At 59.1% G+C, this 23,462-nt stretch carries 21 protein-coding genes, 1 tRNA gene and 1 pseudogene; 5 read left to right on the plus strand and 18 right to left on the minus strand.

Annotation, left to right across the window (positions count from 1 at the left end; all coding sequences use genetic code 11):
* Positions 1-3: 3 nt before the first annotated feature.
* The 9 genes from deoC to D4A92_RS07560 all read right to left on the minus strand — a co-directional run bounded on the left by deoC (position 4) and on the right by D4A92_RS07560 (position 8,049).
* Entirely contained in the window at positions 4-774 is a 771-nt protein-coding gene (gene deoC / locus D4A92_RS07520) for a deoxyribose-phosphate aldolase (protein WP_203019064.1), read from the minus strand.
* The gene (locus D4A92_RS07525) at positions 767-1,573 is read right to left on the minus strand and encodes a purine-nucleoside phosphorylase (protein ID WP_203019066.1); all 807 of its coding nucleotides are present in this window, start codon (positions 1,571-1,573) and stop codon (positions 767-769) included. The genes deoC and D4A92_RS07525 overlap by 8 nt, the downstream gene beginning before the upstream one ends.
* Positions 1,570-1,962: a cytidine deaminase gene (locus D4A92_RS07530; RefSeq protein ID WP_203019068.1), complete on the minus strand. Its 393-nt coding sequence runs from the start codon at positions 1,960-1,962 to the stop codon at positions 1,570-1,572. The genes D4A92_RS07525 and D4A92_RS07530 overlap by 4 nt, the downstream gene beginning before the upstream one ends.
* A gap of 2 nt (positions 1,963-1,964) precedes the next feature.
* The gene (locus D4A92_RS07535; RefSeq protein WP_203019070.1) at positions 1,965-2,936 is read right to left on the minus strand and encodes an ABC transporter permease; all 972 of its coding nucleotides are present in this window, start codon (positions 2,934-2,936) and stop codon (positions 1,965-1,967) included.
* Between the two features lie 10 nt (positions 2,937-2,946).
* Positions 2,947-4,050 carry an ABC transporter permease gene (locus D4A92_RS07540; RefSeq protein WP_054149444.1) on the minus strand — a complete coding sequence of 368 codons (1,104 nt, stop codon included), beginning with the start codon at positions 4,048-4,050 and terminating at the stop codon, positions 2,947-2,949.
* A gap of 7 nt (positions 4,051-4,057) precedes the next feature.
* The gene (locus tag D4A92_RS07545) at positions 4,058-5,578 is read right to left on the minus strand and encodes an ABC transporter ATP-binding protein (RefSeq protein WP_006725180.1); all 1,521 of its coding nucleotides are present in this window, start codon (positions 5,576-5,578) and stop codon (positions 4,058-4,060) included.
* Between the two features lie 68 nt (positions 5,579-5,646).
* Positions 5,647-6,639: a BMP family lipoprotein gene (locus D4A92_RS07550; protein WP_006725179.1), complete on the minus strand. Its 993-nt coding sequence runs from the start codon at positions 6,637-6,639 to the stop codon at positions 5,647-5,649.
* A 255-nt stretch (positions 6,640-6,894) separates the two neighbouring features.
* Positions 6,895-7,554, minus strand: coding sequence for a peptide-methionine (S)-S-oxide reductase MsrA (gene msrA / locus D4A92_RS07555; RefSeq protein ID WP_203019071.1), 660 nt, complete (start codon positions 7,552-7,554; stop codon positions 6,895-6,897).
* Positions 7,555-7,728: 174 nt separating this feature from the next.
* Positions 7,729-8,049: a hypothetical protein gene (locus D4A92_RS07560; protein ID WP_006725177.1), complete on the minus strand. Its 321-nt coding sequence runs from the start codon at positions 8,047-8,049 to the stop codon at positions 7,729-7,731.
* A gap of 171 nt (positions 8,050-8,220) precedes the next feature.
* Here D4A92_RS07560 and D4A92_RS07565 point away from each other — a divergent pair.
* Positions 8,221-8,310, plus strand: a tRNA-Ser gene (locus D4A92_RS07565).
* Positions 8,311-8,340: 30 nt separating this feature from the next.
* On the opposite strand, the gene D4A92_RS07570 is transcribed toward D4A92_RS07565, so the two are convergent.
* Entirely contained in the window at positions 8,341-9,435 is a 1,095-nt protein-coding gene (locus D4A92_RS07570) for a tyrosine-type recombinase/integrase (RefSeq protein ID WP_203019072.1), read from the minus strand.
* Positions 9,435-9,617 carry a hypothetical protein gene (locus tag D4A92_RS07575; protein ID WP_203019073.1) on the minus strand — a complete coding sequence of 61 codons (183 nt, stop codon included), beginning with the start codon at positions 9,615-9,617 and terminating at the stop codon, positions 9,435-9,437. Before D4A92_RS07575 ends, D4A92_RS07570 begins: the two co-directional genes overlap by 1 nt.
* An 892-nt stretch (positions 9,618-10,509) precedes the next feature.
* On the opposite strand from D4A92_RS07575, the gene D4A92_RS07585 reads away from it, so the two are divergent.
* Entirely contained in the window at positions 10,510-11,880 is a 1,371-nt protein-coding gene (locus D4A92_RS07585) for a hypothetical protein (protein ID WP_203019074.1), read from the plus strand.
* Here D4A92_RS07585 and D4A92_RS07590 read toward each other — a convergent pair.
* The 3 genes from D4A92_RS07590 to D4A92_RS07600 all read right to left on the minus strand — a co-directional run bounded on the left by D4A92_RS07590 (position 11,877) and on the right by D4A92_RS07600 (position 14,711).
* Entirely contained in the window at positions 11,877-12,566 is a 690-nt protein-coding gene (locus D4A92_RS07590) for a DUF7002 family protein (RefSeq protein WP_203019075.1), read from the minus strand. The two genes, D4A92_RS07585 and D4A92_RS07590, sit on opposite strands and share 4 nt — an antisense overlap.
* On the minus strand, positions 12,559-13,530 hold the full coding sequence (locus tag D4A92_RS07595; protein ID WP_203019870.1) for an adenylosuccinate synthetase: 972 nt from the start codon (positions 13,528-13,530) through the stop codon (positions 12,559-12,561). The genes D4A92_RS07590 and D4A92_RS07595 overlap by 8 nt, the downstream gene beginning before the upstream one ends.
* Before the next feature lie 33 nt (positions 13,531-13,563).
* Positions 13,564-14,711, minus strand: a protein-coding gene (locus D4A92_RS07600) for an IS3 family transposase (RefSeq protein ID WP_203016721.1) whose coding sequence is annotated in 2 segments (ribosomal slippage) — positions 13,564-14,465 and positions 14,465-14,711 — 1,149 coding nt in all. Because the reading frame shifts where the segments join, the coding sequence is not laid out codon by codon here.
* Positions 14,712-15,532: 821 nt separating this feature from the next.
* On the opposite strand from D4A92_RS07600, the gene D4A92_RS07605 reads away from it, so the two are divergent.
* Positions 15,533-16,423 (plus strand): LysR family transcriptional regulator, encoded by an 891-nt coding sequence (locus tag D4A92_RS07605; RefSeq protein WP_203019076.1) that lies wholly within the window; start codon positions 15,533-15,535, stop codon positions 16,421-16,423.
* A 382-nt stretch (positions 16,424-16,805) separates the two neighbouring features.
* On the opposite strand, the pseudogene D4A92_RS07610 reads toward D4A92_RS07605, so the two are convergent.
* Positions 16,806-17,104, minus strand: a pseudogene (locus D4A92_RS07610) (mobilization protein).
* Positions 17,105-17,302: 198 nt separating this feature from the next.
* Here D4A92_RS07610 and traA point away from each other — a divergent pair.
* Entirely contained in the window at positions 17,303-20,533 is a 3,231-nt protein-coding gene (gene traA, locus D4A92_RS07615) for a Ti-type conjugative transfer relaxase TraA (protein ID WP_246754043.1), read from the plus strand.
* On the opposite strand, the gene D4A92_RS07620 is transcribed toward traA, so the two are convergent.
* A protein-coding gene (locus D4A92_RS07620; RefSeq protein ID WP_113462474.1) for an IS3 family transposase occupies positions 20,520-21,733 on the minus strand; the annotation gives its coding sequence in 2 pieces (ribosomal slippage) (positions 20,520-21,397 and positions 21,397-21,733; 1,215 coding nt in all). The genes traA and D4A92_RS07620 overlap by 14 nt on opposite strands.
* A gap of 22 nt (positions 21,734-21,755) precedes the next feature.
* Here D4A92_RS07620 and D4A92_RS07625 point away from each other — a divergent pair.
* The gene (locus D4A92_RS07625; protein WP_203019077.1) at positions 21,756-22,055 is read left to right on the plus strand and encodes a hypothetical protein; all 300 of its coding nucleotides are present in this window, start codon (positions 21,756-21,758) and stop codon (positions 22,053-22,055) included.
* 75 nt (positions 22,056-22,130) lie between these two features.
* On the opposite strand, the gene D4A92_RS07630 is transcribed toward D4A92_RS07625, so the two are convergent.
* Positions 22,131-22,727 carry a PIN domain-containing protein gene (locus D4A92_RS07630; RefSeq protein ID WP_203019079.1) on the minus strand — a complete coding sequence of 199 codons (597 nt, stop codon included), beginning with the start codon at positions 22,725-22,727 and terminating at the stop codon, positions 22,131-22,133.
* Positions 22,724-23,188 carry a helix-turn-helix domain-containing protein gene (locus D4A92_RS07635; RefSeq protein ID WP_203019081.1) on the minus strand — a complete coding sequence of 155 codons (465 nt, stop codon included), beginning with the start codon at positions 23,186-23,188 and terminating at the stop codon, positions 22,724-22,726. Before D4A92_RS07635 ends, D4A92_RS07630 begins: the two co-directional genes overlap by 4 nt.
* Between the last annotated feature and the right edge of the window lie 274 nt (positions 23,189-23,462).

Below are 23,462 nucleotides of genomic sequence, written 5' to 3' on the forward strand. Positions count from 1 at the left end.
GGCTCAGTACCCCGATGCCGCAGCGGTCGAGCGCTCGCCCGAGAGCACGGCGATTACATCGTCGAGCAGGCCCGATGCACCGAAGCGGAAGGTCGACGGCATCACCCAATCCTCGCCCATGATGGTATCGGCGAGCTTCAGATAGTGACCGGCATCCGCCACCGTCGAAATGCCGCCGGCCGGCTTGAAACCGACCTTCTTGCGGCTGTCGCGGATCGCCTGCAACATGGTGTCGGCGGCCTCGAGCGTCGCGTTCACGGCGACCTTGCCGGTCGATGTCTTGATGAAATCAGCACCGGCCGCGATGGAGAGCTCTGAGGCACGGCGGATGAACGAGATATCCTTGAGTTCGCCCGTTTCCAGGATCGTCTTCAGGATCGCCGAGCCGCACGCGCCCTTCACCGCCGAAACCATGTCGGTCACGGCCTTATCGTCACCAGCCGCCAGCGCCCGGTAGGGGATCACCAGATCGATGTCGTCGGCACCATCGGCCACGGCATCGCGTGTCTCGGCCAGCACGTCCTCGGTCTTCATCTCGCCCGCGGGGAAGTTGACGACGGTCGCGATCCGGATCGGGCTGTCGGGGCCCAGCAGCGTGCGCGCCTGCATGACGAAGCGTGGCCAGATGCAGATCGCAGCCGTCGGACCGAAGGCGCTCTGGGCGCGCTCGCAGAGCGTCACGATCTGGTCGGGCGTGCAGTCGTCCTTCAGATTGGTCAGGTCGAGCAGCGCAAGCGCGCGTGAAGCCACGGCGCGCAGTTCTTGATTATTCAATGTCGTTTCCTCCGCCGATCATCCGTTTCAGGATGGTGGCCAGACGTTTGCCGCCGATCGGCGCCATGTCTTTGGTTTCTTCGTGGCTGAGTTCGCCACCGGTCATGCCTGCCCCATAATTGGTGATCACGGAGGCGGCTGCAACCCTCAGACCATAGAACCGGGCCAGAATGACTTCCGGCACCGTTGACATGCCCACGGCGTCGGCGCCCAGAATACGCGCCATGCGGATCTCCGCCGGGGTCTCGAAGCTTGGGCCCGAGAACCACATATAGACGCCCTGCGCGAGCGGCACGCCTTCGGCTTCAGCAGCTGTCCGCATCGCGGCCTGCAACTCGGCATCATAGGCCGAGGTCATGCCGACGAAGCGCCCGTCGCTCGGTTCGCCGATCAGCGGGTTCTTGCCGGAGAAGTTGATGTGATCGGTGATCTGCATGACCGATCCGGGGGCCATGTCTTCACGCAGCGATCCCGCAGCATTGGTCAGGATCAGCGACTTCACGCCAAGCCCCATCAGCACTTCGATCGGTTTGCGCATCGCATTCGCATCGCCGTGTTCGTAATAATGCATGCGGCCGGCCAGCATGATCACGGGCGTGCGCCCCAGATAGCCGGCGACAATTTCTCCGGCATGACCGGAGACGCCACTCAAGGGAAAGCCTGGCAGATCGGAGTAGGGGATGCGGACGGCGTCACGGACCTCGTTCACCAGAGATCCCAAGCCGGAGCCGAGAACGATGCCGTGGCGCGGCATCAGCCCGTTCAGGCGTTCGACGAGCAGATCTACGGCCGCCTTCATCCGAGGATGTCCGTCTTGAAGCTGAGCGGCAGAAGCTCGTCCATGGTCATGGTCTTCTGTACTCCGACTTCGTCACAGAGATAGATCTTGGTCGTGGCGGATGCGAATTCCGAGATCTTCTGCCGGCAGCCGCCACAGGGCGGGCAAAGCGCCAGCTTTTCGGCAATCACTGCCATCTCGACGATCTTCTTGCCCCCGCCCATGATCATGCAGCCGATCGCCGTCGGCTCGGCACACCACCCTTGAGGGAAGGAGAGGTTCTCGATATTGGCGCCGGTATAGATCTTGCCGTCGTCCGCGCGGATGGCAGCCCCCACAGGGAACTTGGAATAGGGCGCATGCGCGAATTTCATCGCGTCGCGCGCCGCTTCGAAAAGATCGTGCGCCATGATCAACGCTCCTTGGAGTAGGCCACGCCACCGGCCTTCGGCGGATTGGCAGAGCCGATGAAGCCCGCAAGCAGAATGCAGGTGAGGATATAGGGCAGGGCCTGGAAGAGCTGGACCGGCACTTCCCCGATGAGCGGTATTTCCTTGCCCTGCATGAAGTTCGCAAGCGCATCGAGGAAACCGAACAGCAGGCAGGCGAACATGACCGGCACCGGCTTCCACTTGGCGAAGATCAGGGCTGCAAGCGCGATGAAGCCCTTGCCGGCCGACATGTCCTTGATGAAGGCAGCCGACTGGGCGATTGCAAGGTAGGTGCCGGCGATGCCGCAGAGCAGGCCGGCCATCAGCACCGCGCGGTAGCGCAGGAACGTGACCGAGATCCCGGCCGTGTCGACCGCCCCCGGGTTCTCGCCGACGGCGCGCAGGCGAAGGCCGAAGCGTGTGCGATAGAGCACCCACCAGGAGATCGGAACGGCGAGGAACGCGATATAGGTGAGCATGTTGTTGCCGGAGATCACGTTCGAATAGAGCGGCCCGATGAAGGGCACGTCGCGCATCATGTCGGCACCCGGCAGGATGATGGGGGAGAAGCGACCGTCGCCCGAGACCTGCGGCGTGCGGCCGCCCTGGCCGAACCAGGCCTGGCCGAGCACGACGGTGAGGCCCGCTGCAACGAAGTTCAGTGCCACGCCAGAGACGATCTGGTTGCCCCGATTGGTGATCGAGGCAAAGCCGTGAATCAGCGAGAACACCAGCGATACCGCGATGCCGGAGAGAAGACCGAGCCAGGCCGAGCCAGTGAGATAGGCGACACAGGCCGCAGCAAAGGCCGCTGCCAGCATCTTGCCTTCAAGCCCGATGTCGAAGACGCCGGCGCGTTCAGAATAGAGGCCGGCAAGGGCTGCCAGGATCAGCGGGATCGACAGACGGATCGTCGAGCCGAGGATGCTGATGAGCATGTCGAATGATTCCATGGTCGCGTCCTCAGGCCTTTGTCATTGTCTGGTAGATGCGCACGATCATCGGCCGGCACATGAATTCGAGCGCACCGGCGAACAGGATCACGAGACCCTGGATGACCACGATCATCTCGCGGGTAATGTTCGGCATGTCGAAGGAGAGCCAGGCTCCACCCTGATAGAGAATGCCGAACAGGATGGCGGCGAGCACGATGCCGAGCGGATGGTTGCGCCCCATCAGCGACACCGCGATCCCGACAAAGCCGGCACCTGCGACAAATTCCACCTGCAGGCGGGCAGAAGCGCCGAGCACCGGATTGAGCGCCATCATGCCGGCGAGACCGCCGGAGATCAGCATGGTGATCATGACGATCTTCACATAGGGAATGCCGGCATAGGCGGCGGCCGAACGGCTGATGCCGAGCGTACGCATCTCGAAGCCGAGCTTGGTGCGCCAGATCAAGATCCAGACGAGCACGCACATGACGAGCGCGATCAGGAAGGACACGTTGAACGGGGCAGGTCCGAGCGTACCGCCGAACATCGCAATCAGCCAGTCCAACTTCGGCAGCTGGCCGCCTTCGAGGAAGGTGCGGGTCTCCGGTGCCATCTTACCCGGCACGATCAGCACGTTGACCAGCAGATAGACCATCAGCGCTGCGCCGATGAAGTTGAACATGATCGTCGTGATGACGATATGGCTGCCGCGCTTGGCCTGCAGCCATGCTGGAATGAAAGCCCAGGCCGCACCAAACAGGGCGGCCGCCATGATTGCAAAGGGCATGGTGACATACCACGGCACGTAATGGTCGAGCGCAAGGGCAGCGAGCGCTGCGCCTAGGCCACCCAGATAGGCCTGGCCTTCCGAGCCAATGTTGAACAGGCCGGCGTGATAGGCAACCGCAACGGAAAGCCCCGTGAAGATGAAGTTCGTCGCATAAAACAGCGTGAAGCCGATGCCTTCGCCGCTGCCGAGTGCGCCTTCCAGCATCAGCTTCAGCGCCTCCCACGGGTTTTCCCCGATGATCCAAACCACGAGGCCCGAGACCAGGAAGGCAAGCGTGAGGTTGATCAGCGGCAGCAGCGCATAATTGATCCAGTTCGGAAGGGGTACGGATGCAGTGCTCATCAAATCCTCAAGCGGCAATGCCGGCCATCATCAGGCCGAGTGTCTGTTCGCCTGTGTCAGGCGTTTTCTCGCCGACGACCTTGCCGGCGAACATCACCAGAATGCGGTCGGAGAGCGAGCGGATCTCGTCGAGTTCGACGGAGACGAGCAACACGGCCTTCCCGGCATCGCGCGTCTCGACGATCCGCTTGTGAATGAATTCGATCGCGCCGATGTCGACGCCGCGCGTCGGCTGGCCGACGATCAACAGCTTCGGATCGCGTTCGATTTCGCGGGCAACCACGATCTTCTGCTGGTTGCCGCCTGAGAAGTTGGCGGTCTTCAGTCGAGGATTCGGGGGGCGGATATCGTATTTCTCGATCTCCTCGACCGCCGCCTTGCGCATCAGGTCGGGGTTCAGGAACGGACCCTTCCCATAGCGCTCGTCTCGATGATAGCCGAGAATGGCGTTCTGGCTCTCCTCGAAGGGCAGCACGAGACCCATATGGTGGCGATCTTCCGGAATATGCGCCACACCGATGCCGCGCAGTTCCGCCGGGTCGAGGCCGGCGACATTCTGGCCATTGATCCAGATTTCGCCTGCAGTCGGCTTGCGAATGCCGGTGATCGCTTCGAGAAGTTCGCTCTGACCATTGCCGGCGACGCCGGCGATCCCGACGATCTCGCCGGAGCGCACATCGAAGGAGACGTTGTCGACCATGACCACGCCGCGGCTGTCCTTGACCGTCAGGTTGCGCACCGACAGAAAAATCTCGCCGGGATTTGCGGGCTTCTTCTCGACATGCAGCAGCACCCGGCGGCCGACCATCAGTTCGGCGAGTTCTTCCACGGTGGTTTCCGCTGTCTTGCGGGTCGCGACCATTTCGCCGCGGCGCATGACCGACACCGTATCGGTAATCGCCATGATTTCGCGCAGCTTGTGGGTGATCAGAATGACCGTTTTGCCCTGGTCGCGCAGCACGCCGAGGATCTTGAACAGGTGGTCGGCTTCGGCCGGGGTCAGCACACCCGTCGGTTCGTCGAGGATCAGGATCTCGGCACCGCGATAGAGCGCTTTGAGGATCTCGACGCGCTGCTGCAGGCCAACCGGCAGTTCCTCGACAACAGCGTCGGGATCCACGTCCAGCTCGTAGTCTTCTTCCAGTTTCTTCAGCGCCGCGCGGGCCGCATCCGTGCCCTTGCCGAGAAGCGCGCCGCCTTCGGCACCGAGCATCAGGTTTTCGAGCACGGTGAAGTTCTCGACCAGCATGAAATGCTGGTGCACCATCCCGATCCCGGAATTGATGGCGGCCTGACTGTCCTTGATCGTGATCGGCTTGCCGTCGATCTGGATGGATCCCTGATCGGCCTGGTAGAAGCCGTAGAGGATCGACATCAGCGTCGACTTGCCGGCGCCGTTTTCACCGATGATGCCGTGGATCGAGCCCTTGGCGACCGTCAGATTGATATTCTTGTTGGCATGCACCGCACCGAACTTCTTGTCGATGCCGATCAGTTCGATCGCGGGTGCCTGGCTCGCTGCATTCATTCCGGTCCCCCAGACATACAAAAAGGGCGCAGGACGACAATGGAGCCGTCCTGCGCCCGGATTCTAAATCACTTCGGGCAGGAATTGTCCGACATGTAGTCGTGGACCTTGACGGTACCGGCGGCGATGTCGGCCTTGGCCTTCTCGACGGCAGCCTTCATTTCTTCGGTGATCAGCTTGGCGTTGTTGTCGTCGAGGGCGTAGGCGACACCCTCCTGTGCGACGCCGAGAACCTGCAGGCCAGGCGTGAACTTGTCATCCTTGGCATCGGCATAGGCGTTGTAGACAGCGAGATCGACGCGCTTGACCATCGAAGTCAGAACCGAACCCGGATGCAGGTGGTTCTGGTTGGAATCGACGCCGATCGAAAGCTTGCCGTTGTCGGCTGCGGTCTGCAGCACGCCCAGACCGGTCGCGCCGGCTGCCGCGTAAACGACATCCGCACCCTGGTCGATCTGGTTCTTGGTGAGTTCACCGCCGCGAACCGGGTCGTTCCAGGCAGCGCCCGTGGTGCCGGTCATGTTCTGGAAGACCTGGATGTCGGCCTTGGCAGCGCGTGCGCCCTGCTCGTAGCCGCAGGCGAACTTGCGGATGAGCGGGATGTCCATGCCGCCGACGAAGCCGACCTTGCCGGTGGTGGAAGCCATGCCGGCCAGCAGGCCGACCAGGTAAGAACCTTCCTCTTCCTTGTAGACAACCGAACGGACATTCGGCTTGTCGACGACGGAATCGACGATCACGAACTGGGTATCCGGGAATTCAGCGGCGACCTTTTCGATGGCCGAAGTCCAGGCGAAGGAAACGGCAACGACCGGGTTGAAGCCGCGCGAGGCGAAGTTGCGGATTGCCTGTTCACCCTGCGTGTCGCTGGTCGGTTCGAAGTCGCGGTAATCGATACCGGTTTCGGACTTGAACTTCTCGGCGCCACCGTAAGCAGCCTCGTTGAAGGATTTGTCGAACTTGCCGCCCGTGCCGTAGACCAGCGCCGGCTTGATGTCGGCCGCAAGCGCGGTCGCCGACATCGCGGCCAAGGCAAAGAGACTGAGGAGGGTTTTCTTCATGGTGCAGCCCTGTTGTTGCTATTGATCTTGTTGGGTCCTCCCGCAAGCCTTTCTCACAAGAAAGACATGTCTGCGGAACCGCCGCCCCCTGTTCCGGAGGTCCTGGCTGGCTTTCATCCTTGCATGGCTCGCTTCAAAATTCACCAGATTTTTTTCATCTGGTAAAGATTCACAAGCCTGCTGATTTTTCAGCGCAGGACGCTGAAAAATCAGTCAGATCAATGGGGTTTGTGCTGCGCCTTTGGGCAATTGCCCTCAGGCTGCGGGCGAGATCGGGCAGGAGACGCCTATACCGCGCAGGCCGCAGTAACCATTCGGATTCTTCGCCAGATACTGCTGGTGATACTCCTCGGCGTAATAGAACGGTCCGGCAGGGGCGATTTCCGTTGTCACCCGGCTGCTGCGTCCAGCCTTCACCAGCGCCTCCTGGAAGCGATCGCGAACGGCGATGGCAAGCGCCATATCCTCGTCATCCTCGACATAGATCGCGGAGCGATAGGTGGTGCCGATATCATTGCCCTGGCGCATGCCCTGGGTCGGATCATGCGCCTCGAAGAAGATCTTCAGCAGCCCTTCCAGCGAGATTTTTGCGGGGTCATAGACCACCTTCACCACTTCGGTATGGCCTGTGAGACCCGTGACGGTCTCCTGATAGGTCGGATTGGGCGTGATGCCACCCTGGTAGCCGGAGACGGTGAGATAGACCCCTGGCGTCTGCCAGAGCAGGCGCTCGGCGCCCCAGAAGCAGCCCATGCCGAGATAGACGGTCTTCATGCCCTCGGGCGCTGGACCCTTCAGCGGCAGGCCCGAGATGAAATGCGTCGATGCGGTCGGGATCGGCTCGGCCCGGCCAGGCAGGGCGTTTTCTACCGTCGGCATCACAGTCTTCTTGTTGAACATGTCGATCAGGAACATCTTGAAACCTCCTGAGGCCGTTTGCCGGCCTGTTTTGCATTTTGCTCTGCCTTTCCGGCAGATCCCCGCGCGCCGCACAAAACGGCTGCGGTCTTGGATCATTGGTCGTCGGCACGCACCAAAACTTACAATCTGCCGGGCACGATCAAGCCTTTGCCGCCCCGAAGACCCGTTTCAAGCTGCAAATCGCCCGGCGGGCGACGGCCTCTTGTAACCGATCATCCAGAAGGCGAGTGACAGCACCAGCATGGCGGCAAATGCCGGCTGCGGCAGGACGACGTCGCGAAGCGCGAGCCAGGCACCGGCTCCGAGACGCCCGACGACAAGCTCTTCGAGTGTCATCAGAGAGCCCGGATGCGTCTCGATCCACGCTTCCGAAATCGGGGTCATGATGACCTGCGATGCGGACACCGAAGCAATGGCATCGATCACGCCGAACACGACGCCGACGCAAAGCGCAAGCAAACTCAAGACCCTGAACAGGAAGCGCACCACCAATGTCTCCGGCTGAAGCCCGGCCCGGCCTTCAAGGCCCGCCGCACTGAGCCTATAGATAGGGAATTGTCGGCCGATGTCAAAATTCTGATAGATTTCGGTTGATCCGCCGAAATTCCTCGGTATATATCGCGCCCGACCAACCGCGGTGGTTTTCCCCGCGTTCCCCCTGGACAGGTGGCCGAGTGGTTTAAGGCGCACGCCTGGAACGCGTGTGTGCGTGAAAGCGTACCGTGGGTTCGAATCCCACCCTGTCCGCCACCTTCTCTATTAGTGATTTGATTTCTCATCTTATTCGCCTTTCCTTTGTCCAACTTTTCGGTTGGGTTGGACAATATTTGTTCGTGATTTCTTCCCCGCGATTGCCTTAGCTCCCATTTCGGCAAGTGCAGTCTGATTGGCTGCGGCGGTGTAGACGCTGACCTGCTTCAGGTCCGTATGCCCGGTCACGGCCTTGATGATATCCCCGCTCATGCCACCTTCCGCCATGCGACGCGCCGCCGCTTTACGCAGTCCGTGGGCTGAACAGTGAGGCAGGCCTGCTTCATTGCACCGGTCCCTGAACCAGTTGCCAAAGCCGGCTGCCGTGAAAGGCTTGCCGAAATCGGTCGTCAGGAACGTAGGCTTGTCTCTCGGCAGCTCACGGATCGACGTGAGGAGGGCAGGGAGCATGAACAAATCCAGCTCTGCCCCGGTCTTTTCCTGCTTCACGCTGATTGTTCGCCCGTTGATCTGCTGCCAGCCCATCAGCACAACGTCGCTCCGCCTTTGCGCGGTGTAGAGAAGCAAGTTGAGCGCAAGGCGCGCCCTGGTTCCCTCTAGATGCCTTTCCTCGAAAGCCGCGATCTCTGCGTCGCTCCAGGTGTGAAACCCCTTCGTCTTCTTCGAGAAGCCTTTGATCCCTGTGGCCGGGTTGGCCGTGATCCAGCCGTTGTCGAGGGCGTGATCGAGCATGATCTTGAGCAATGACAGCAGCCGATTTGCGGCTTGTGGCCGATCCGACATGTCGCCGATCAGCGCCTTGACGTGCTCGCGCCTGAGATCCCGCATCATTCGAGCGCCGTGCTTTACGCGAAAGTTCTCTATAATGCGGCGGTAGGTCCGCTTTGTGGTCTCGCGTAGACCTTTGAAGGTCGGCGAGCGATAATAGGAGACCGCCAGCGCGTCGAAAGATCCCGGCCGCGTTCTGCTTGCGCCAATGTTCTCGCGCCACTCGGTGACGCCCGCAAGGGCCGCCGCGTAGGCCATTTCGAATTCCGGTCCGACAGGCGGGAATGGAAGATATGTGTCGACGCCTTTCGTACGGAACCGAATGCGCCGCTTCTTGTGACGATCGATCACCAGCGAGCAGTATCTCGGCAGTCCGTTGCGGCGCTTGCCCTTCATCAGCGCAGAACCTCGTCCCAGGTGTTGACAGGTTTCGACTGCTGTTGGTCGGCCATGGAGGCAGACGCCTCGATACGGCCGTCGGGATGGATGACGACCGTCGCGGACTCAAATCCAGCGCTCAAGGCCGCTGCGAAAAGGCGCTTCGCGTCTATCTGCTTGAATTTTGACTCTCGCTTCATAACAGCCTCATCAGGAGATTATGTTCAAGATGGTGTTTGTCATTTTGGCAGTCTCCGGTTCCACGTCTTGGTGTCTCTGTGGCGGAGCTATTCTGAACTGCCGGTTCGAATGCGCATTCTTAGAAAACAGAGTGCATTGATTTGACCGGCTGAAAAGTCGCAAATCTGTCAACGACCGATACAGGCGAACAGTATCGTATCATCCTGAAAATATTGAATAATGCCGCATGTCAGGCTCGGTGAGAGAATTGTGGCAATTGTGAATTTTTGTTCTGTGAGGGGAGAGTGCTGCCGTTCGGCCTCAAATATCTCGACTGTCAATGTTCGAATCTGTCAGGAGCGGAAGAGTGAGCGGGGTAAGTGTTCTCGATCCGGAGTTACTCGGCCGGCGGTCGCGATCGACGCGGAAAGGGAGGCGGAAGATGTCGACGGCATCGAAAATCTTCCCGGTGTCGACTACGCCGCCATCGATGCCCCGCTTGCCCGATCGGATGCGGTAATCGAGTATGCAACACGGCCGGCCGCGCCAGCGCGGCATACAGAAACGCACTGGCAATGGTCTCGACTGGGACGACGATGCCCTGCTGGAGGACTAGTGGGGTGCGGTGCACCACGCCGAAAACTTGCCGGCGGTGCTGCAGGCGATTATCGCCTCTCGATGACTGGAACGAGCTGGTCGAGCTGGTGATCTCGCGGCCGCGGGTGTCGGCCGGTATGATTGCGAAGGGGCTGGGCTTGCGGGAAATGACGGGGAGGGGGAGGTTTGGGGCATGGGGATAATATGAATACCGAGTTTATCCGTCATCCTATCTAGCTGTAAGATGGAATTCTCGGTTTCGGTATGGGTATTTTTTCGCTAAGAGCGGCGGTCAATCAAAAGCAGGTAGTGAGTATGGCTCTGCACAAGGACGAAGTCCTGAATTCTCTCGCGGCAACGGCGAATGTGGCGCAATTCGTAAGTTTTCGACCGTTATCCAAGGGTGGCCTGTCGCAGAGTTATTGCCGTGTCACGGGATATCCAGAGAATTACCGGTTTGGTGACGTCAAGGAAGCAGTTGCCGCCCTGTTAGCTGCTAGCTCCGACCGGATGGTCAACGTAAGAAGCTACGAGCCCAACAGTCCTCGAAGCCGTGAGTTTATCTATGGACTCGAAACAGCTGATGCCGTGCTTGAAACCATTGCGCGCCTCGCGAACGAGAATCTGCACCTGATCGTGAACGAAACTATCGACATCCATGATGGTGGCGTGTCCGGCGTGCTTCAAGGACAGCTCATCGAGTTTGCGCCGGATGACACGCCGAGATGTGTCGAAAAGCCAGGAATTGCTTCGCTTCCGGTGTATATGGGGGAGAGGATACTGCATACCGTTTATGGCTTCTCTCCTGATCTGAACTTCCCGCCAAACGCACGAGTTGAGTTCAGCATTCATCCCAGGGCGAGAGGGTATCATCACCGGCACACGATCGTCTGGGAGTTCGAGCCGGATGTTGCAGATTTTTTGCCGGCTGCAGTCTATTGGCCAAACCGTTTCAGTCAGCATGTAGGCGATAAGGTCTACGGCCTGCTGGTAGCTGATAGCCTGGGGCTCCCGGTTCCCAAAACGACAGTCATCGCGCGACGGACAGCGCCGTTCACTTTCGGCCGAGAAACGGGGTCAGCAGAGGTCTGGACGCGAACCTCTCCACGTGAGCCTCAGCCCGGTCTCTACACGACGGTTAAAGGTTGGATAGATCCCTTCGCGCTACTCAGTAAAGAAGATCCGAATGGAGAAAATCTGCGATCGGTCTTGTGCCAGGCAGCTGTGCGGGCGAAATTCTCAGGTGCTGCCGTCGCAGGCGCTAAGGGACATGTAATCATCGAAGGTCGACGCGGCGAGGGTGACCTCTTTATGCTCGGCCACCAACCACCGGAAAGCCTTCCTTCATTCGTCGTCGAAAACGTCCAAGCGACTTACAAGGTCCTGTCCAACCGGCTCGGTCCAGTTCGCTTCGAGTGGGTGCATGATGGCGACATAGTCTGGATCGTTCAGCTTCATTGCGGAGCCACGGGTTCAGAGGCTGATGTAGTGGTTCCCGGCGAAGCCCGGTCCTGGATCGAGTTTGATGTGGCCGAAGGGCTGGATGCCCTTCGGAGGAAATTGATATCCGTTGAAGACGATCAGGGCCTGCTGATCTTAGGCGAGGTTGGTCTGACGAGCCATGTTGCGGATTTGCTAAGAAAGGCGAAGCATCCAGCGCGCCTGAAAGCGAAATCAACGATCTAGGGATGATCGTTGTCGGTCGCCCGATCGCTTCTCCAGATTTCCTGGATGATCTCCGTCCCGCGCACCTTGTGGACCGCCAAAACGTGCGCGGCCACATCCGGAACGGAGTGATCGACTACCAGTTCAACGACATTGTTTTGCTTCGGTCGCTTGGATCGTTCCTTGAAGGGAAAGTCTTCAATCCTCTTGAACGTGTCTTTGCCCCGCGGTTGAGGTTTGAAGAGCGTCGAACCACTGTTCAATGGGCTCAGCCAAATCCGATCTCGGTGCGCCGCAATTAGTCCTGCTGAATCGATAGTCAGAACCGTTTGTGATTTTTGCCTGTACGCCCGGGCCTTGAGAAGACCCCAGACTCGAGAGGCCGATAGCCAGAAGAAGCTTCGGGAGTTGAGAAGTTCGTACCAGTCTTTGGGTGTCAATTTATCCTGCAGGCAACGCGTAAGCAGATGGTCCTGCATGGGCTTCTGATCTCGGATTACGGCGCCAAGCAAGTTCGCTCTCGTCAATGGGACCGACTCCGGCCGGCGCTGAGATTCCAGTGCGAAACGTGCTTTCCCTGATACCTGGTAGAGGTCAAGGAGCGCACTTGCGCTCAGTAGCCCATGCTTCTGAATTGCTGGCCAAGCATCGTCATGCGCCATGTGATATAGACGGGGATATGTAGCAATCAACTCTTCTTCAGTCATTCCAGGTCCTCCGATCAATCAGGCCCGCACGACCAAAGCCCTTGGAGATAAGTGATACGGGCAGATTACATACACGCTCGACGTCCGAAATGAACTTTCGGCTCCCCACGTTAAGCTCGTCAAATTTTGACGCGGCAGAATTATCGGTACCAAGGTAATCCACAAACGTCAGGGCGATATCAGTCGCGCCATTCCAATAGGCTGATCTTCTGATTTGCTCCCAGTTGAATTCGGCCATTCTCCTCGTTTTTCCGGAAACGCTTCCGATCTCGGTCTTATTGATGGCCTCTATGGCAAGGCCTGACCGCCTGGCAATTTCTTCAAATGTAACCATGGTTCCCATTGGGCCAGACTCGCCCCCGACGCGGATCGGATATGTCCGGGCGACGAGAATGACCTTTCTCAGTCGGGTAAATGGTATTCCTGCGTCTGACAGGCACCCCGCCGCCGAGGTCTCGCGCGAGGTAACATGTGGGTAAGAGCCGTGATGAATGCTGAGGTCAGTTCCCTGAGTTCCTTCAAGCATGACCCTTTTTCCGGCAGCCAGTGCTAGCTCAACCTTTTCGCGAACGTCCGCGATATAGCTCTCAAGCTCTGGAATATGGCGGGCCAGCCGTACCTTGGGTCCCCAAGACAAATCACCGTCCCGGCCCATAATTTTGCGCGCGGACGCCGCTCCCACGCCCTGTTTCGTGGAGGAGATCCCGTCGAGCAGCTTCTCCTCCAAAGCGATGTCGTCGTCTTCGATAATCATCGCTTGCGGATCAATAAAGAGACCAGCTTTTTGGAGCCGTGGATGGGCGTCCAATTCGAGACTGAGGCGCTTTAGTGAGATCGTCGAACCTGCAGCGATGCAAATTTCTGCGTTGGGATTTGAGCCAGTGCCAGATGGAAGCTGCCTATAGGTGTATTCAGGATCCTGCACCTTATGACCCGCGTTTGGACCACCGACACGGACCAGTATGTCTGGCCTGCTGCCGGTTTTTCGGACACCGAGTTAGGCTAATCCCACTTTGTTTTCAAATTCCATAGGGCTGAGGTAGCCCAGTGTCGAATGGCGACGCTTTGGATTGTAGAAGCGCTCGATGTAATCGAACACGTCCGCCTTTGCATCGTCCCTGGTCCTGTAGACCTTGCGAGCTGTCCTTTCCGTTTTGAGTGATGAGAAGAAGCTTTCCATCGCGGCATTGTCCCAGACATTGCCGGATCGGCTCATCGAGCATGTGATGCCGTGGTCGGCCATGAGACGCTGGAACTGCTCGCTTGTGTATTGGCTACCCTGGTCCGAATGGTGGAGGAGCGCATCTGGCTTGCCTCTGCGCCAGATGGCCATGATCAACGCATCTGTAACGAGCTGGGCTGTCATATTGGTGCTCATCGACCAGCCAACAACACGTCGCGAGAACAGGTCGATGACGACGGCCACATAGAGCCAGCCCTCAGCCGTCCATAGATAGGTAAAATCGGCCACCCACTTCTGGTTCGGTCTTGCTGCCGCGAACTGTCGGTCTAGCACATTCGGCATGATGACAGGGCGCTCACCGTCGTCTTTCGGCAAGCCACGCCGTCTCGGCCTTGCTCTCAATGCATTTTCCCGCATGAGACGCTCGACGCGATGCAGGCCACAGGAGAGGCCTTCGGCGAGGAGGTCGTGCCAGACACGCCGCGCGCCATAGGTGCGGTCGCTATCCTTGAAGCTGTCCTTGATCTTGTCGAGCAGAGCCTCGTCATACCGGGCATGCTGGCTCGGAGACCGGTTTAACCAGGCATGAAAGCCGGAACGCGATACACCCAGCGCTTCGCAGAGCCATGCCACCGGCCAGATCGAACGGTGCTTTGCAATGAACGCGAACTTCATATCACGTCCTTCGCAAAGTAGGCGGCGGCCTTTTTTAAGATGTCACGCTCCGCCTTCAGCTTGGCCACTTCTTTCCGAAGCCTCTCGATCTCAAGCTGCTCAGGCTTCATCTGTCCCTGACCAGGAAACGCCTGTGCTGGGTCCGAACCATATTCCCTGACCCACTTGCGCAGGACATTCTCATGAACATCCAGATCGCGGGATGCCTGCGCAACGCCGACCCCACGCTCTCGAACCAATCTCACCGCCTCAAGCTTGTACTCGCGGCTGAACTTCCTTCGTTGCATTAATGCACTCCAGTTTCATTGGAAGCACCTTAACTCGGTGTCCAAGAAACCGGCAGCAGGCCAAAGATTCGAAAGTCGCGAATTTCGATGCTGCTTAAATACATTTCTGGTTACCCCCACCGTTACCCTATCCCGGTGGATGTCGATCTACCAAATTCATTCCAAGCTTATCCAGCTCGAAGTCTCTAGGCGGGGTTCTGAAAGAGCTAAGATCGATGTAGCTGAGAAATAAGGTGGTTCTCATATTTCATTTCTCTAGGCACCAATGCCGAGGGAGAGCGGGAATCCCTTCAAGGCGTGAGATTTCTGCATGTTGTCTTGGTCGTGAGGAAGTTATCCCTAGATCTATGCAGGAAACGAAGCTGCGGTGTTCGCGAACTCACACTATAGCCACCCAGTTCAGCGCTGTTGAGTCTCATGGGCCTTGCTTTGAGCCTTTAGCCTCACGCCTGGCCCGCCATCTGGCGTGGCGCCCGCGTCAAAGAATATTATACCTCTCTCTTCATAAACGCGCTTGATGGCATCAACCGTAATTGGCTGTGGGCCGCGTGGCCCCGCTTCATCCTGCTCCAACCTGCTAACAGTGTTGGCGGTTACCTTTGCAAGCTCTGCGACTTCTCTGACGCCTAGCTTTAAGATGGCACGAGCGGCTCTAGCTTGACTAGGGTTCACAGATACCTCATATCTATTTCAATACAGTGTATTGACAATCATCATCTGCTCTTATAGATACACTGTAATCATTATTGGTTCAACAAATGCGCCCTCGGAGGAGCCACGCATTTGCATGTCCGGCCCATAGCCGCAGGATCGGAACTGTTATGGAAATCCGCCAGCTTTCCTATTTTGTAGCGGTCGCCGAGGAGTTGCACTTTGGCCGAGCCGCCATGCGGGTGAACATCGCCCAGCCGGCGTTGAGCACGCAGGTACAGGCGCTGGAGAAGGGGCTCGGCGTGCAGTTGCTTACGCGCTCGACGCGCAAGGTGGAGCTGACGCGGGCAGGGGAGGTGTTCTATGATCGCTGTGTCCGGATGCTGGGGGAGCTGGATCTGTCAGCCGAGATGGCACGTGCGGCTGGAGGCAGGACGATGCGGGAGATCAGGATAGGGACGATCTATCCGGCAACGACTGGGGTGCTGCCAGCGTTCCTGGCTAGGATCGGACGGAAGTTTCCTGATATCCGTCTGCATGTGTCGAATGGCTCGACCGCCGATATCATCCGCCAGCTGGAGTGCGGGAAGCTCAATCTTGGCTTTATCCGACCAGTCGAGAACATCGGATCCTTGCGCTTCTTCTCGATTGCCCATGAGCGTTATCTGCTGGCCGTGCCGATGAGAAATCCGCTTGCATCGAAGAACGAAGTGACGATCGAGGATCTCAAGGCCGAAAAGATCATCGCCTTCAAGCGGCAGAACCTCTCCTACACCGAGCGCTACTTTGCCGAGACCTTCGAAGAGCATGGGCTGAATGACAATGTCGCCTATACCTGTGACGACACCTTCTCGCTGATCTCGCTCGTCTCTTCCGGTCTTGGGGTCGGCTTTGCCCCGGCGTGGACTGGAGATCTGCCGGGCAGGGACGTGGTCTTGAAGAAGGTGACGGGCATCGATCTGAAGATCGGGCTCGGTGTTGCCTGGAGCAAGGATGATCCGACGGCGGCACGCGATGACATCCTCGACATCGCCAGGACACTGGGGCGGCCGGGCAGGTGAGGGTGGCGGTTTGCTACAGAGCTCACTCTGCCCATTCATGCGGAACGCCATGGCCGGGGGAAGGCGGTCCCGCCTGACCCTTCGGGTCGTTATGCTCAGGCTCCTGCGGCTTCCCTTTTTCCGGCCCTGACGTGACGAGAATTCCCGCTTTCGCGCCCTTCGGTCGCCGCGATGCTGAAAGCTCCGATATTCTTCATTGTCTGACCCGGATCTCGCGCAAGCGCGGCTTTGATCCGAGTGGTCTTGAGCGATGGCGCGCTATTGCTGGCTTTTCCGTCACTCAATACGTATCGAACAAGGTTCTGAACTCTGGGTCTGCATGGTAGCGCAGCTTTCGCGCCAGTGCTTGCCTCTGCCCGGTGCTGAGAGCGATCGAACAGGGTCATGGCTGCTGCTCCCTATCTGTGGCCTCGTCCGGCTTGGCTGTCCCGAGGATATCGTCGAACAGATCCCGGTCCTTCTCGCGCGTCAGAAACCACGGCAGCTCGGCACGCAGCCACTCGTCGAGACGGCCGGTCATATACCGCTCTGGTTGCCGCTCGATCCGATCGAGCACGAGCGCCCGATCAGGATCTTGCGTCTTGTATCCTGGGCACGCTGCTCTTTGCTCAGCCGTGCCACCAGCATCTGCTTACGGGCTTCCAGCTGTCGCAGTCTTTCCTGAATGCTCCGTTTGGTCATCGCAGCGTCCTTTCGCAATAAAACTTAATTCGACGCGCAGCAGCCAAGTCGCACAAGGTGCAAATCTGTCATCGGTCGCGATCGGCGGAGCCGCATCCCAACTGCTGGCGAGCGAAGCGAAGAAAGCAGGAAGGGCGCACTTACGAGTTGCTGCGCAACTCAGCGCTCTGACGCTTCTCATCAGCTGGAGACGTGCGAATGGCGATTTACCATTGCAGCATGAAGCCGGTGAGCCGCGGTGGCGGCCGAAGCGCCGTGGCCGCGATCGCCTATCGGACCGCCAGCCGGATGATCAATGAACGTGAAAACGTCTGGTATGACTTCACCCGAAAGTCTGGCGTCGTGCATTGCGAGATCGTGCTGCCGGAAGGCCCGGATGCGACGTGGGCACTGGACCGTTCGACACTCTGGAATGCGGCGGAGTTTGCCGAGAAACGCAAGGATGCGCGGCTTGCCCGCGAAGTCGAGATCGCCCTTCCGCATGAGCTGAATGCGGATCAGCGGTTGGCCTTGGTACGTGCCTTTGCCCGTGATCTCGCCGACCGGTATGGGGCAGCCGTCGACTTTGCCATTCATGCGCCAGGTGGCGAGAGCGACATTCGCAATATCCATGCGCATGTGATGATGACGACGCGGACAGTCGGACCCGATGGCTTGGGCGAAAAGACACTCATCGAGCGGGAGAACAAGTGGCTGTTGAACCACGACCTGCCGACGGCGCAGATGCAGCTGCGCGAGATCCGCCAGGCCTGGGAGACGCATGCCAACCGGGCGCTGATGCGGGCAGGGCACGAGATCAGGATCGATCATCGCTCTCATCTGGAGCGTGGCCTCGAGATCGAGCCGACCGAGCATATGGGCGTGCATGCATCCGAGATCGATCGTCGCGGTGGATCCGTCTCACGCACCCGGATCGACGAGGAGGCGGCACGGCGGAATGCCGAGCTGATCCGGCAGAAACCGGAGCAGGTGCTGACGCTGATTACCGGGGAGAAGAGCGTCTTCGATCGATATGATGTGGCGCGTGCACTTCACCGCTACATCGATGATAGCCAACAGTTCCGCAATGCCTTTGCCGCAGTCATGGGCTCGAAGGCTCTGGTGGAATTGCGCAAGGAAACTTCTGGCGAGCTTGCCCGCTACACAACGCGGGAAATGTTGGAGATCGAGCACGCCATGGCCGTGCGTGCGGATCGCATGAGCCGCCACTCATTTACGCAAGTCGGCTCGCACGCATCCCATAATGGGAGCGGCCATGGCGTCGATCGACATCATGTCGACCGCGCCTTGAGGCTACAGGACGAGGCCCTCAGGGCAATGACAGATGGCTCAACCTCGCAAACAGTTGAACAGCACACACTAGCTTCACCCACAGGTGTACCCCGTTCGACGTCACAAGCGGGCTTGAGTGAAGAACAGAGGCTTGCCGTCCGACATGTCACCGGTCCTGGGCAGATCGCCGCGGTCATCGGCTTTGCAGGTGCCGGCAAGTCGACCATGCTGGCGGCTGCACGTAGGGCGTGGGAGGCGCAAGGCTTCCGGGTGCACGGCGCAGCGCTCGCCGGCAAGGCGGCGGAGGGGCTGGAGGAATCTTCCGGGATCCTCTCGCGAACGCTCGCCTCCTGGGAACACAGTTGGCAGGCGGGCAGGGCGAAGCTTGGGACCGGCGACATTCTCGTCATCGATGAAGCCGGCATGGTCGGCAGCAGACAGCTTGGCCGGTTCGTCGAAGAGGTCGAGCGACGCGGGGCAAAGCTGGTGCTGGTCGGAGATCATGAACAGCTACAGGCGATCGGGGCGGGGTCTCCCTTCCGGGCCATTGCCGAGCGGATTGGTGCGGTCGAACTCTCCGAGATCCGCCGGCAGGAGCAAGAATGGCAACGACAGGCTTCGATTGCCTTTGCCACGCATCGGACGGGTGAGGGATTGTCTGCCTATGCCGATCGCGGACAGGTGCACTTCGCAGATAACAGGGACGAGGCAAGGGACGCTCTGGTGCGGGATTATCTCGCCGACCGTGATAAGCGGCCCGAGGGCTCACGGATTGCGCTTGCCCATCGCCGCGTCGATGTCCGGGCGATAAATGATGTGATCCGCAGAGAATTGCAGGCGCGGGGAGTGTTGGCGAAAGGCGAGGCGGGAGAACTGGGCCAGGCAGGCCAGGGCAGTCCAGATGGCGAACAGCAGGATGGGGACAGGACCAACCGGGAGATCCTCTACCAGACCAATGACGGCAGACGCGGCTTCGCACCGGGCGACCGCATCGTGCTCTTGGAGAACAACCGGGATCTCGGTGCGAAGAACGGCATGTTGGGTACGGTTACTGCCGTCGAGCCTGACGCACTACAGGTGAGGCTCGACGGTGCAGGGCAGAATGCCGCCCGTGTGATTTCCATACCGGTCAGAAGTTACCAAAGCTTTGACCATGGCTACGCGACAACGATCCACAAGTCGCAAGGTGCAACGGTCGACCGTGCCTTCGTTATGGCATCCACGACAATGGACCGGCATCTGACCTATGTGGCGATGACGCGCCATCGGGATGCAGTTGCCCTCTACGCCGGACGCGATGAACTCAACGATCTGAAGGCTCTCTCGATGAGCCTCGGCCGCTCCGGCGCCAAGGAGACGGTGCTCGATTACACCGATGCCTTTGCCGCACGGCGAGGGCTGGGCGAAGGCATTTATCTCCGGAGCGAGATCGTCATGGGCGCAGCGCCACAACGGGATGCCGCACACCGGGCTGCCGATCGGCCGGCGGCTCACTACGGCGCTATGGGTGAGCGCGTTCGCTCGCCCGCCGATCGGCAGCCGTCGGAAACACCATCCTGGCCCGAAAGCCATCAGATGGGTGTTGGTCAGGAGAACAGGGTGCCACCGCTGGTGCCTGCCATCACTACCTACGCCCGGACGGTCGATCAGGTGGCACGGGAGGAAGCAGCGCAGCATATGGAGCGGGGGTTGGAGACGGTACGCTGGCTGGGTGCCGGGGTCTTTGTCGATCGTAACCGGTTTGTCGAGCTGGTCGCGAAAACCATTCAGCAGCGGGATGGCGACGTGGCGGCGCTGGCGAAGGCCGTGGCCGAGCGGCCGGAAGAGTTTGGCGCCTTGCGAGGCAAGGCCGGGCTGTTTGGGGACAACAGGGAGCGGAAGGAGGCTCGTCATCTGGCGAGATCACTTGGGGCTCATGTGGGCTACACCGGAAAGGACTGGATCCGGCGTTATGAACAGGCGGTCAATACCGAGAAGTGGAGACGGGAGAAGGAGGATGTCATCGAGGTTCCGGGGTTGAGCCGTCGGAGTGAGGCTATCTTAAAGCAGCTCGATGGGCTCGACACGTCGGATAAGCCCGCGTTCCTGAAGAAGATTGTCGAGACGTCGGATGGAGTGCTCCCCGTTTCACCGGACATGTCGGCTAGTTTGATTTAGCCCTGATGAACTGCCGAGGGGAAGCCATCTTGAGCGCGGAATGGGGATGGATTTCGTTGTAGTCCTCGATCCATCCGTTGATGAGCCGGAGCGCCGTTTCGGCGTCCGGTAGTGCTGCGATGCGGATATAGTCCCGCTTCAGTGTTTTGACGAAGGCTTCCGACATGCCGTTCGACTGCGGACTGGCCACCGGCGTGAAGCAAGGCGTCAGATTGAGCGCCTGGGCAAACAGCCTCGTGTCCCTCGCGGTATAAGCCGAGCCATTGTCGGAGAGATGCTCGATTGCGTGCGGGGCTCGGGTGGCTGCGAACCGCTTCTCGACGGCCTCCAGCATCATGTCGCGCACGTCAGAGCCGGAGATGCCCGCGTTGCCGACCGCCGTCCAGGCGATGATCTCCCGGTCGAAGGCATCGATGATGAAGGCGAGACGGATGACCTCGCCGTTCCAGCAGGTGAACTCCAGACCGTCCGAGCACCAGCGCAGGTTCGAGCGCATGACCATCACCTTGCCATCGTGGAGGCGGCCCTTGCGAACGGCCGTGTGTTTCTCCAGCAGCATGGCATGGTTGCCCATGATGCGATGAACCCGCTTGGCGTTGACGATAGGCTTATCGGCGGCTCGCCTCTCGCGATTGAGGAGCGCGGCGATCCGCCGATAGCCATAGGTTGGCCTTTGATCCACCAGCCTGCGGATGATGGGCAAAAGCTCTGCATCCTCGGCCTTGTGATAGGAGCCGCGCGGCTTCGATCTGCCTTTCAGGCGCTCGATCAGATTGGAACGGGACACGCCGAGCGTGTCGGCGACAGCCTTCATCGGGAACCGTCCTTCGGCAACAAGATCGGCCGCGATATCCGTTTTTTTGAGTCCGCTTTGGACAAGGCTTCCCGCAGGATTTCGACCTCCATCGTCTTGCGGCCGAGCATGCGCTCCAGCTCGCGAACGCGGTCCTCCAGCTTCTTCACTTCCGAATTGCCGACAACCGGCTCGTCAGAATCCACGGCTGCAGCACCTCCCTCGCTCAAGAGCCTGCGCCACCGGTAAAGCAGATTGGGCGCAACACCATGGCGGCGAGCGGCCGAAGACACCGTCTCGCCTGGTTCGAAACTCTGCTCAATGATTGTCAGCTTCTGCTCGGTTGTCCATCGTCTACGGCGGACATCACCCGTCAGCAATTCAACGTGTCGATACTCGTTAGACATAAGCCTGTCCTCAAGCCTGTGCTTGAGCCTTTCTGCTTATGCCGACTGTCCGGTCGAAATGGGGGGCAGTTCATCGGAGGGGAAGCGGGCGCTTGCGGAGGCAGAGGCCATCACTGACGCGATGAAAGAGCGGTTCGGGACCGACGATCTGCGCAACAAGAACCTGGCGGAATTGACGAGGGGGCTGGCGGAGAAGGTGGATCTGGCTCGGGTGGCAGAGGTGGTCCGGGTCGCGTATCGGGCGAAGAACGCGGAAATGTTCAGGCAGCAGGATCTGGTGCGGAGTGAGAGGAAGGGGTTGGGGTTGGGATTGCGGATGTGAGCCGGTGGGCCGTCGAAGGTTTCAGCATGGCCAAGTGTGTGACGGGAACTAGTTGGATTTCGATGTATCCCGGAGCTAGACCATTCCGTCGCCATCAGTTGGCATGAGCACTTTGAACGGCTGAAGAATTTTCGCGAGCTTGGGCACTCCGGCCTTCGCCAGGCTTTCCAGGTATTCCTCGTAGACCAGAGGCGGTTTGCCGTAGTGGCCGAAATCACTTTGCACGGCGTCGACAAAATCCTCCGGTGACAGATTGTATGCGTCGACCAGGAAATCATCCGGATGCTTGGTATGGAGCCCGAACCGCGAAATCGCATCCTGCGGGAAGTCTCTTTGATTGAACGTCACGATGACGTTTGCTCGCGTTTGAATGGCTGCTGCCAGTACATGGCGATCATTCTCATCGGGGAGCTGAAGTCCGGCAATGAGAGGCTCATAGCCCTCGACAAGGCAGTCGGGTACCGCGCTGTTCATCAGTTGTCGGGTGCGATCAAGATCGCTCTCTTTGAGATCCGGACGGTTCTTGACGAGATTTCGAACCCATTCGTCATGCACCTCGTTCGACCAGCGGGCACGGAAGATTTTGGACTGTGCGACAAAAAGCACGAGGCTTCGCAGCCTCGCGCCGTAAAAAACATTGGCATCTATGAACGCGGTGAAGGTTGAAATCATTCAAGCCCAAGCCGTTTGGCTTCATCGTTTAGATCAACAAGAGCCTTTTTCTGCTCGTGCCGGCATGCTCGCTCGTAGTCGATCAGATCGGCGAACCTAACCCTACGGTGGCTTCCCACTTTGCGATACTGAAGCTTATTGGCTTCGAGCTGACGGATCAGGTGGGGGCGAGAGACGTTTAGATAGTCCGCAGCCTGCTGCGTGGTAAGCTCCGCATCATGCGGGATCAGGGACATGGGCGTCCTGTTCGCCATCGCCTCGAGAACCTCATAGATGAACGCAACGGCGCGAGCCGGCAGTGGAACGATGATCTTTTCGTCCTCTTTGCCGTCGACCGTGATTTTGACGCCTACATTCGCTTCTGCGACAGCCTTCAATTTGTCGGCAGCCTTTCTTGCGATCACCGCTTCAGCCTCATCGGCGACAAACGGCTCACGCGTCTGATCCATGAGTGCAAGCATTTCAATCTCCCTACGTGTCAGACAATCAGGAATATCATTCGACGCGTTTAAAGTCACTTACTAAACGCAATAAACGCAACGAACGAAACAATCGGTGCCGCAAACTGTTCCGTGCTCTAACGTAATGGCGAAGGTGACGCACAACGAGCAATGATAATGCTTGTTGGCGAAACGGAGGAGGTCTCAGCGCAACGGAAACGGGGTCAGGCCGCGGACTACTGTCACGGTTTCCGGGTCATCATAATGCAGGCAGTCGGCGAACGGTCCGGTTTGT

The organism is Rhizobium rosettiformans, from assembly GCF_016806065.1.
Classification (GTDB): domain Bacteria; phylum Pseudomonadota; class Alphaproteobacteria; order Rhizobiales; family Rhizobiaceae; genus Allorhizobium.

Bases quoted from the DNA above. Each gene is read 5' to 3' on its own strand.
- msrA (WP_203019071.1), bottom strand. From the start codon at position 7,554: ATGTTCCTGATCGACATGTTCAACAAGAAGACTGTGATGCCGACGGTA.
- D4A92_RS07635 (WP_203019081.1), bottom strand. From the start codon at position 23,188: ATGCTTGCACTCATGGATCAGACGCGTGAGCCGTTTGTCGCCGATGAG.
- D4A92_RS07575 (WP_203019073.1), bottom strand. From the start codon at position 9,617: ATGAAGCGAGAGTCAAAATTCAAGCAGATAGACGCGAAGCGCCTTTTC.
- D4A92_RS07585 (WP_203019074.1), top strand. From the start codon at position 10,510: ATGGCTCTGCACAAGGACGAAGTCCTGAATTCTCTCGCGGCAACGGCG.
- D4A92_RS07605 (WP_203019076.1), top strand. From the start codon at position 15,533: ATGGAAATCCGCCAGCTTTCCTATTTTGTAGCGGTCGCCGAGGAGTTG.
- D4A92_RS07530 (WP_203019068.1), bottom strand. From the start codon at position 1,962: ATGGCGCACGATCTTTTCGAAGCGGCGCGCGACGCGATGAAATTCGCG.
- traA (WP_246754043.1), top strand. From the start codon at position 17,303: ATGGCGATTTACCATTGCAGCATGAAGCCGGTGAGCCGCGGTGGCGGC.
- D4A92_RS07550 (WP_006725179.1), bottom strand. From the start codon at position 6,639: ATGAAGAAAACCCTCCTCAGTCTCTTTGCCTTGGCCGCGATGTCGGCG.
- D4A92_RS07525 (WP_203019066.1), bottom strand. From the start codon at position 1,573: ATGAAGGCGGCCGTAGATCTGCTCGTCGAACGCCTGAACGGGCTGATG.
- D4A92_RS07540 (WP_054149444.1), bottom strand. From the start codon at position 4,050: ATGAGCACTGCATCCGTACCCCTTCCGAACTGGATCAATTATGCGCTG.
- D4A92_RS07570 (WP_203019072.1), bottom strand. From the start codon at position 9,435: ATGAAGGGCAAGCGCCGCAACGGACTGCCGAGATACTGCTCGCTGGTG.
- D4A92_RS07535 (WP_203019070.1), bottom strand. From the start codon at position 2,936: ATGGAATCATTCGACATGCTCATCAGCATCCTCGGCTCGACGATCCGT.
- D4A92_RS07630 (WP_203019079.1), bottom strand. From the start codon at position 22,727: ATGATTTCAACCTTCACCGCGTTCATAGATGCCAATGTTTTTTACGGC.
- D4A92_RS07590 (WP_203019075.1), bottom strand. From the start codon at position 12,566: ATGACTGAAGAAGAGTTGATTGCTACATATCCCCGTCTATATCACATG.
- D4A92_RS07545 (WP_006725180.1), bottom strand. From the start codon at position 5,578: ATGAATGCAGCGAGCCAGGCACCCGCGATCGAACTGATCGGCATCGAC.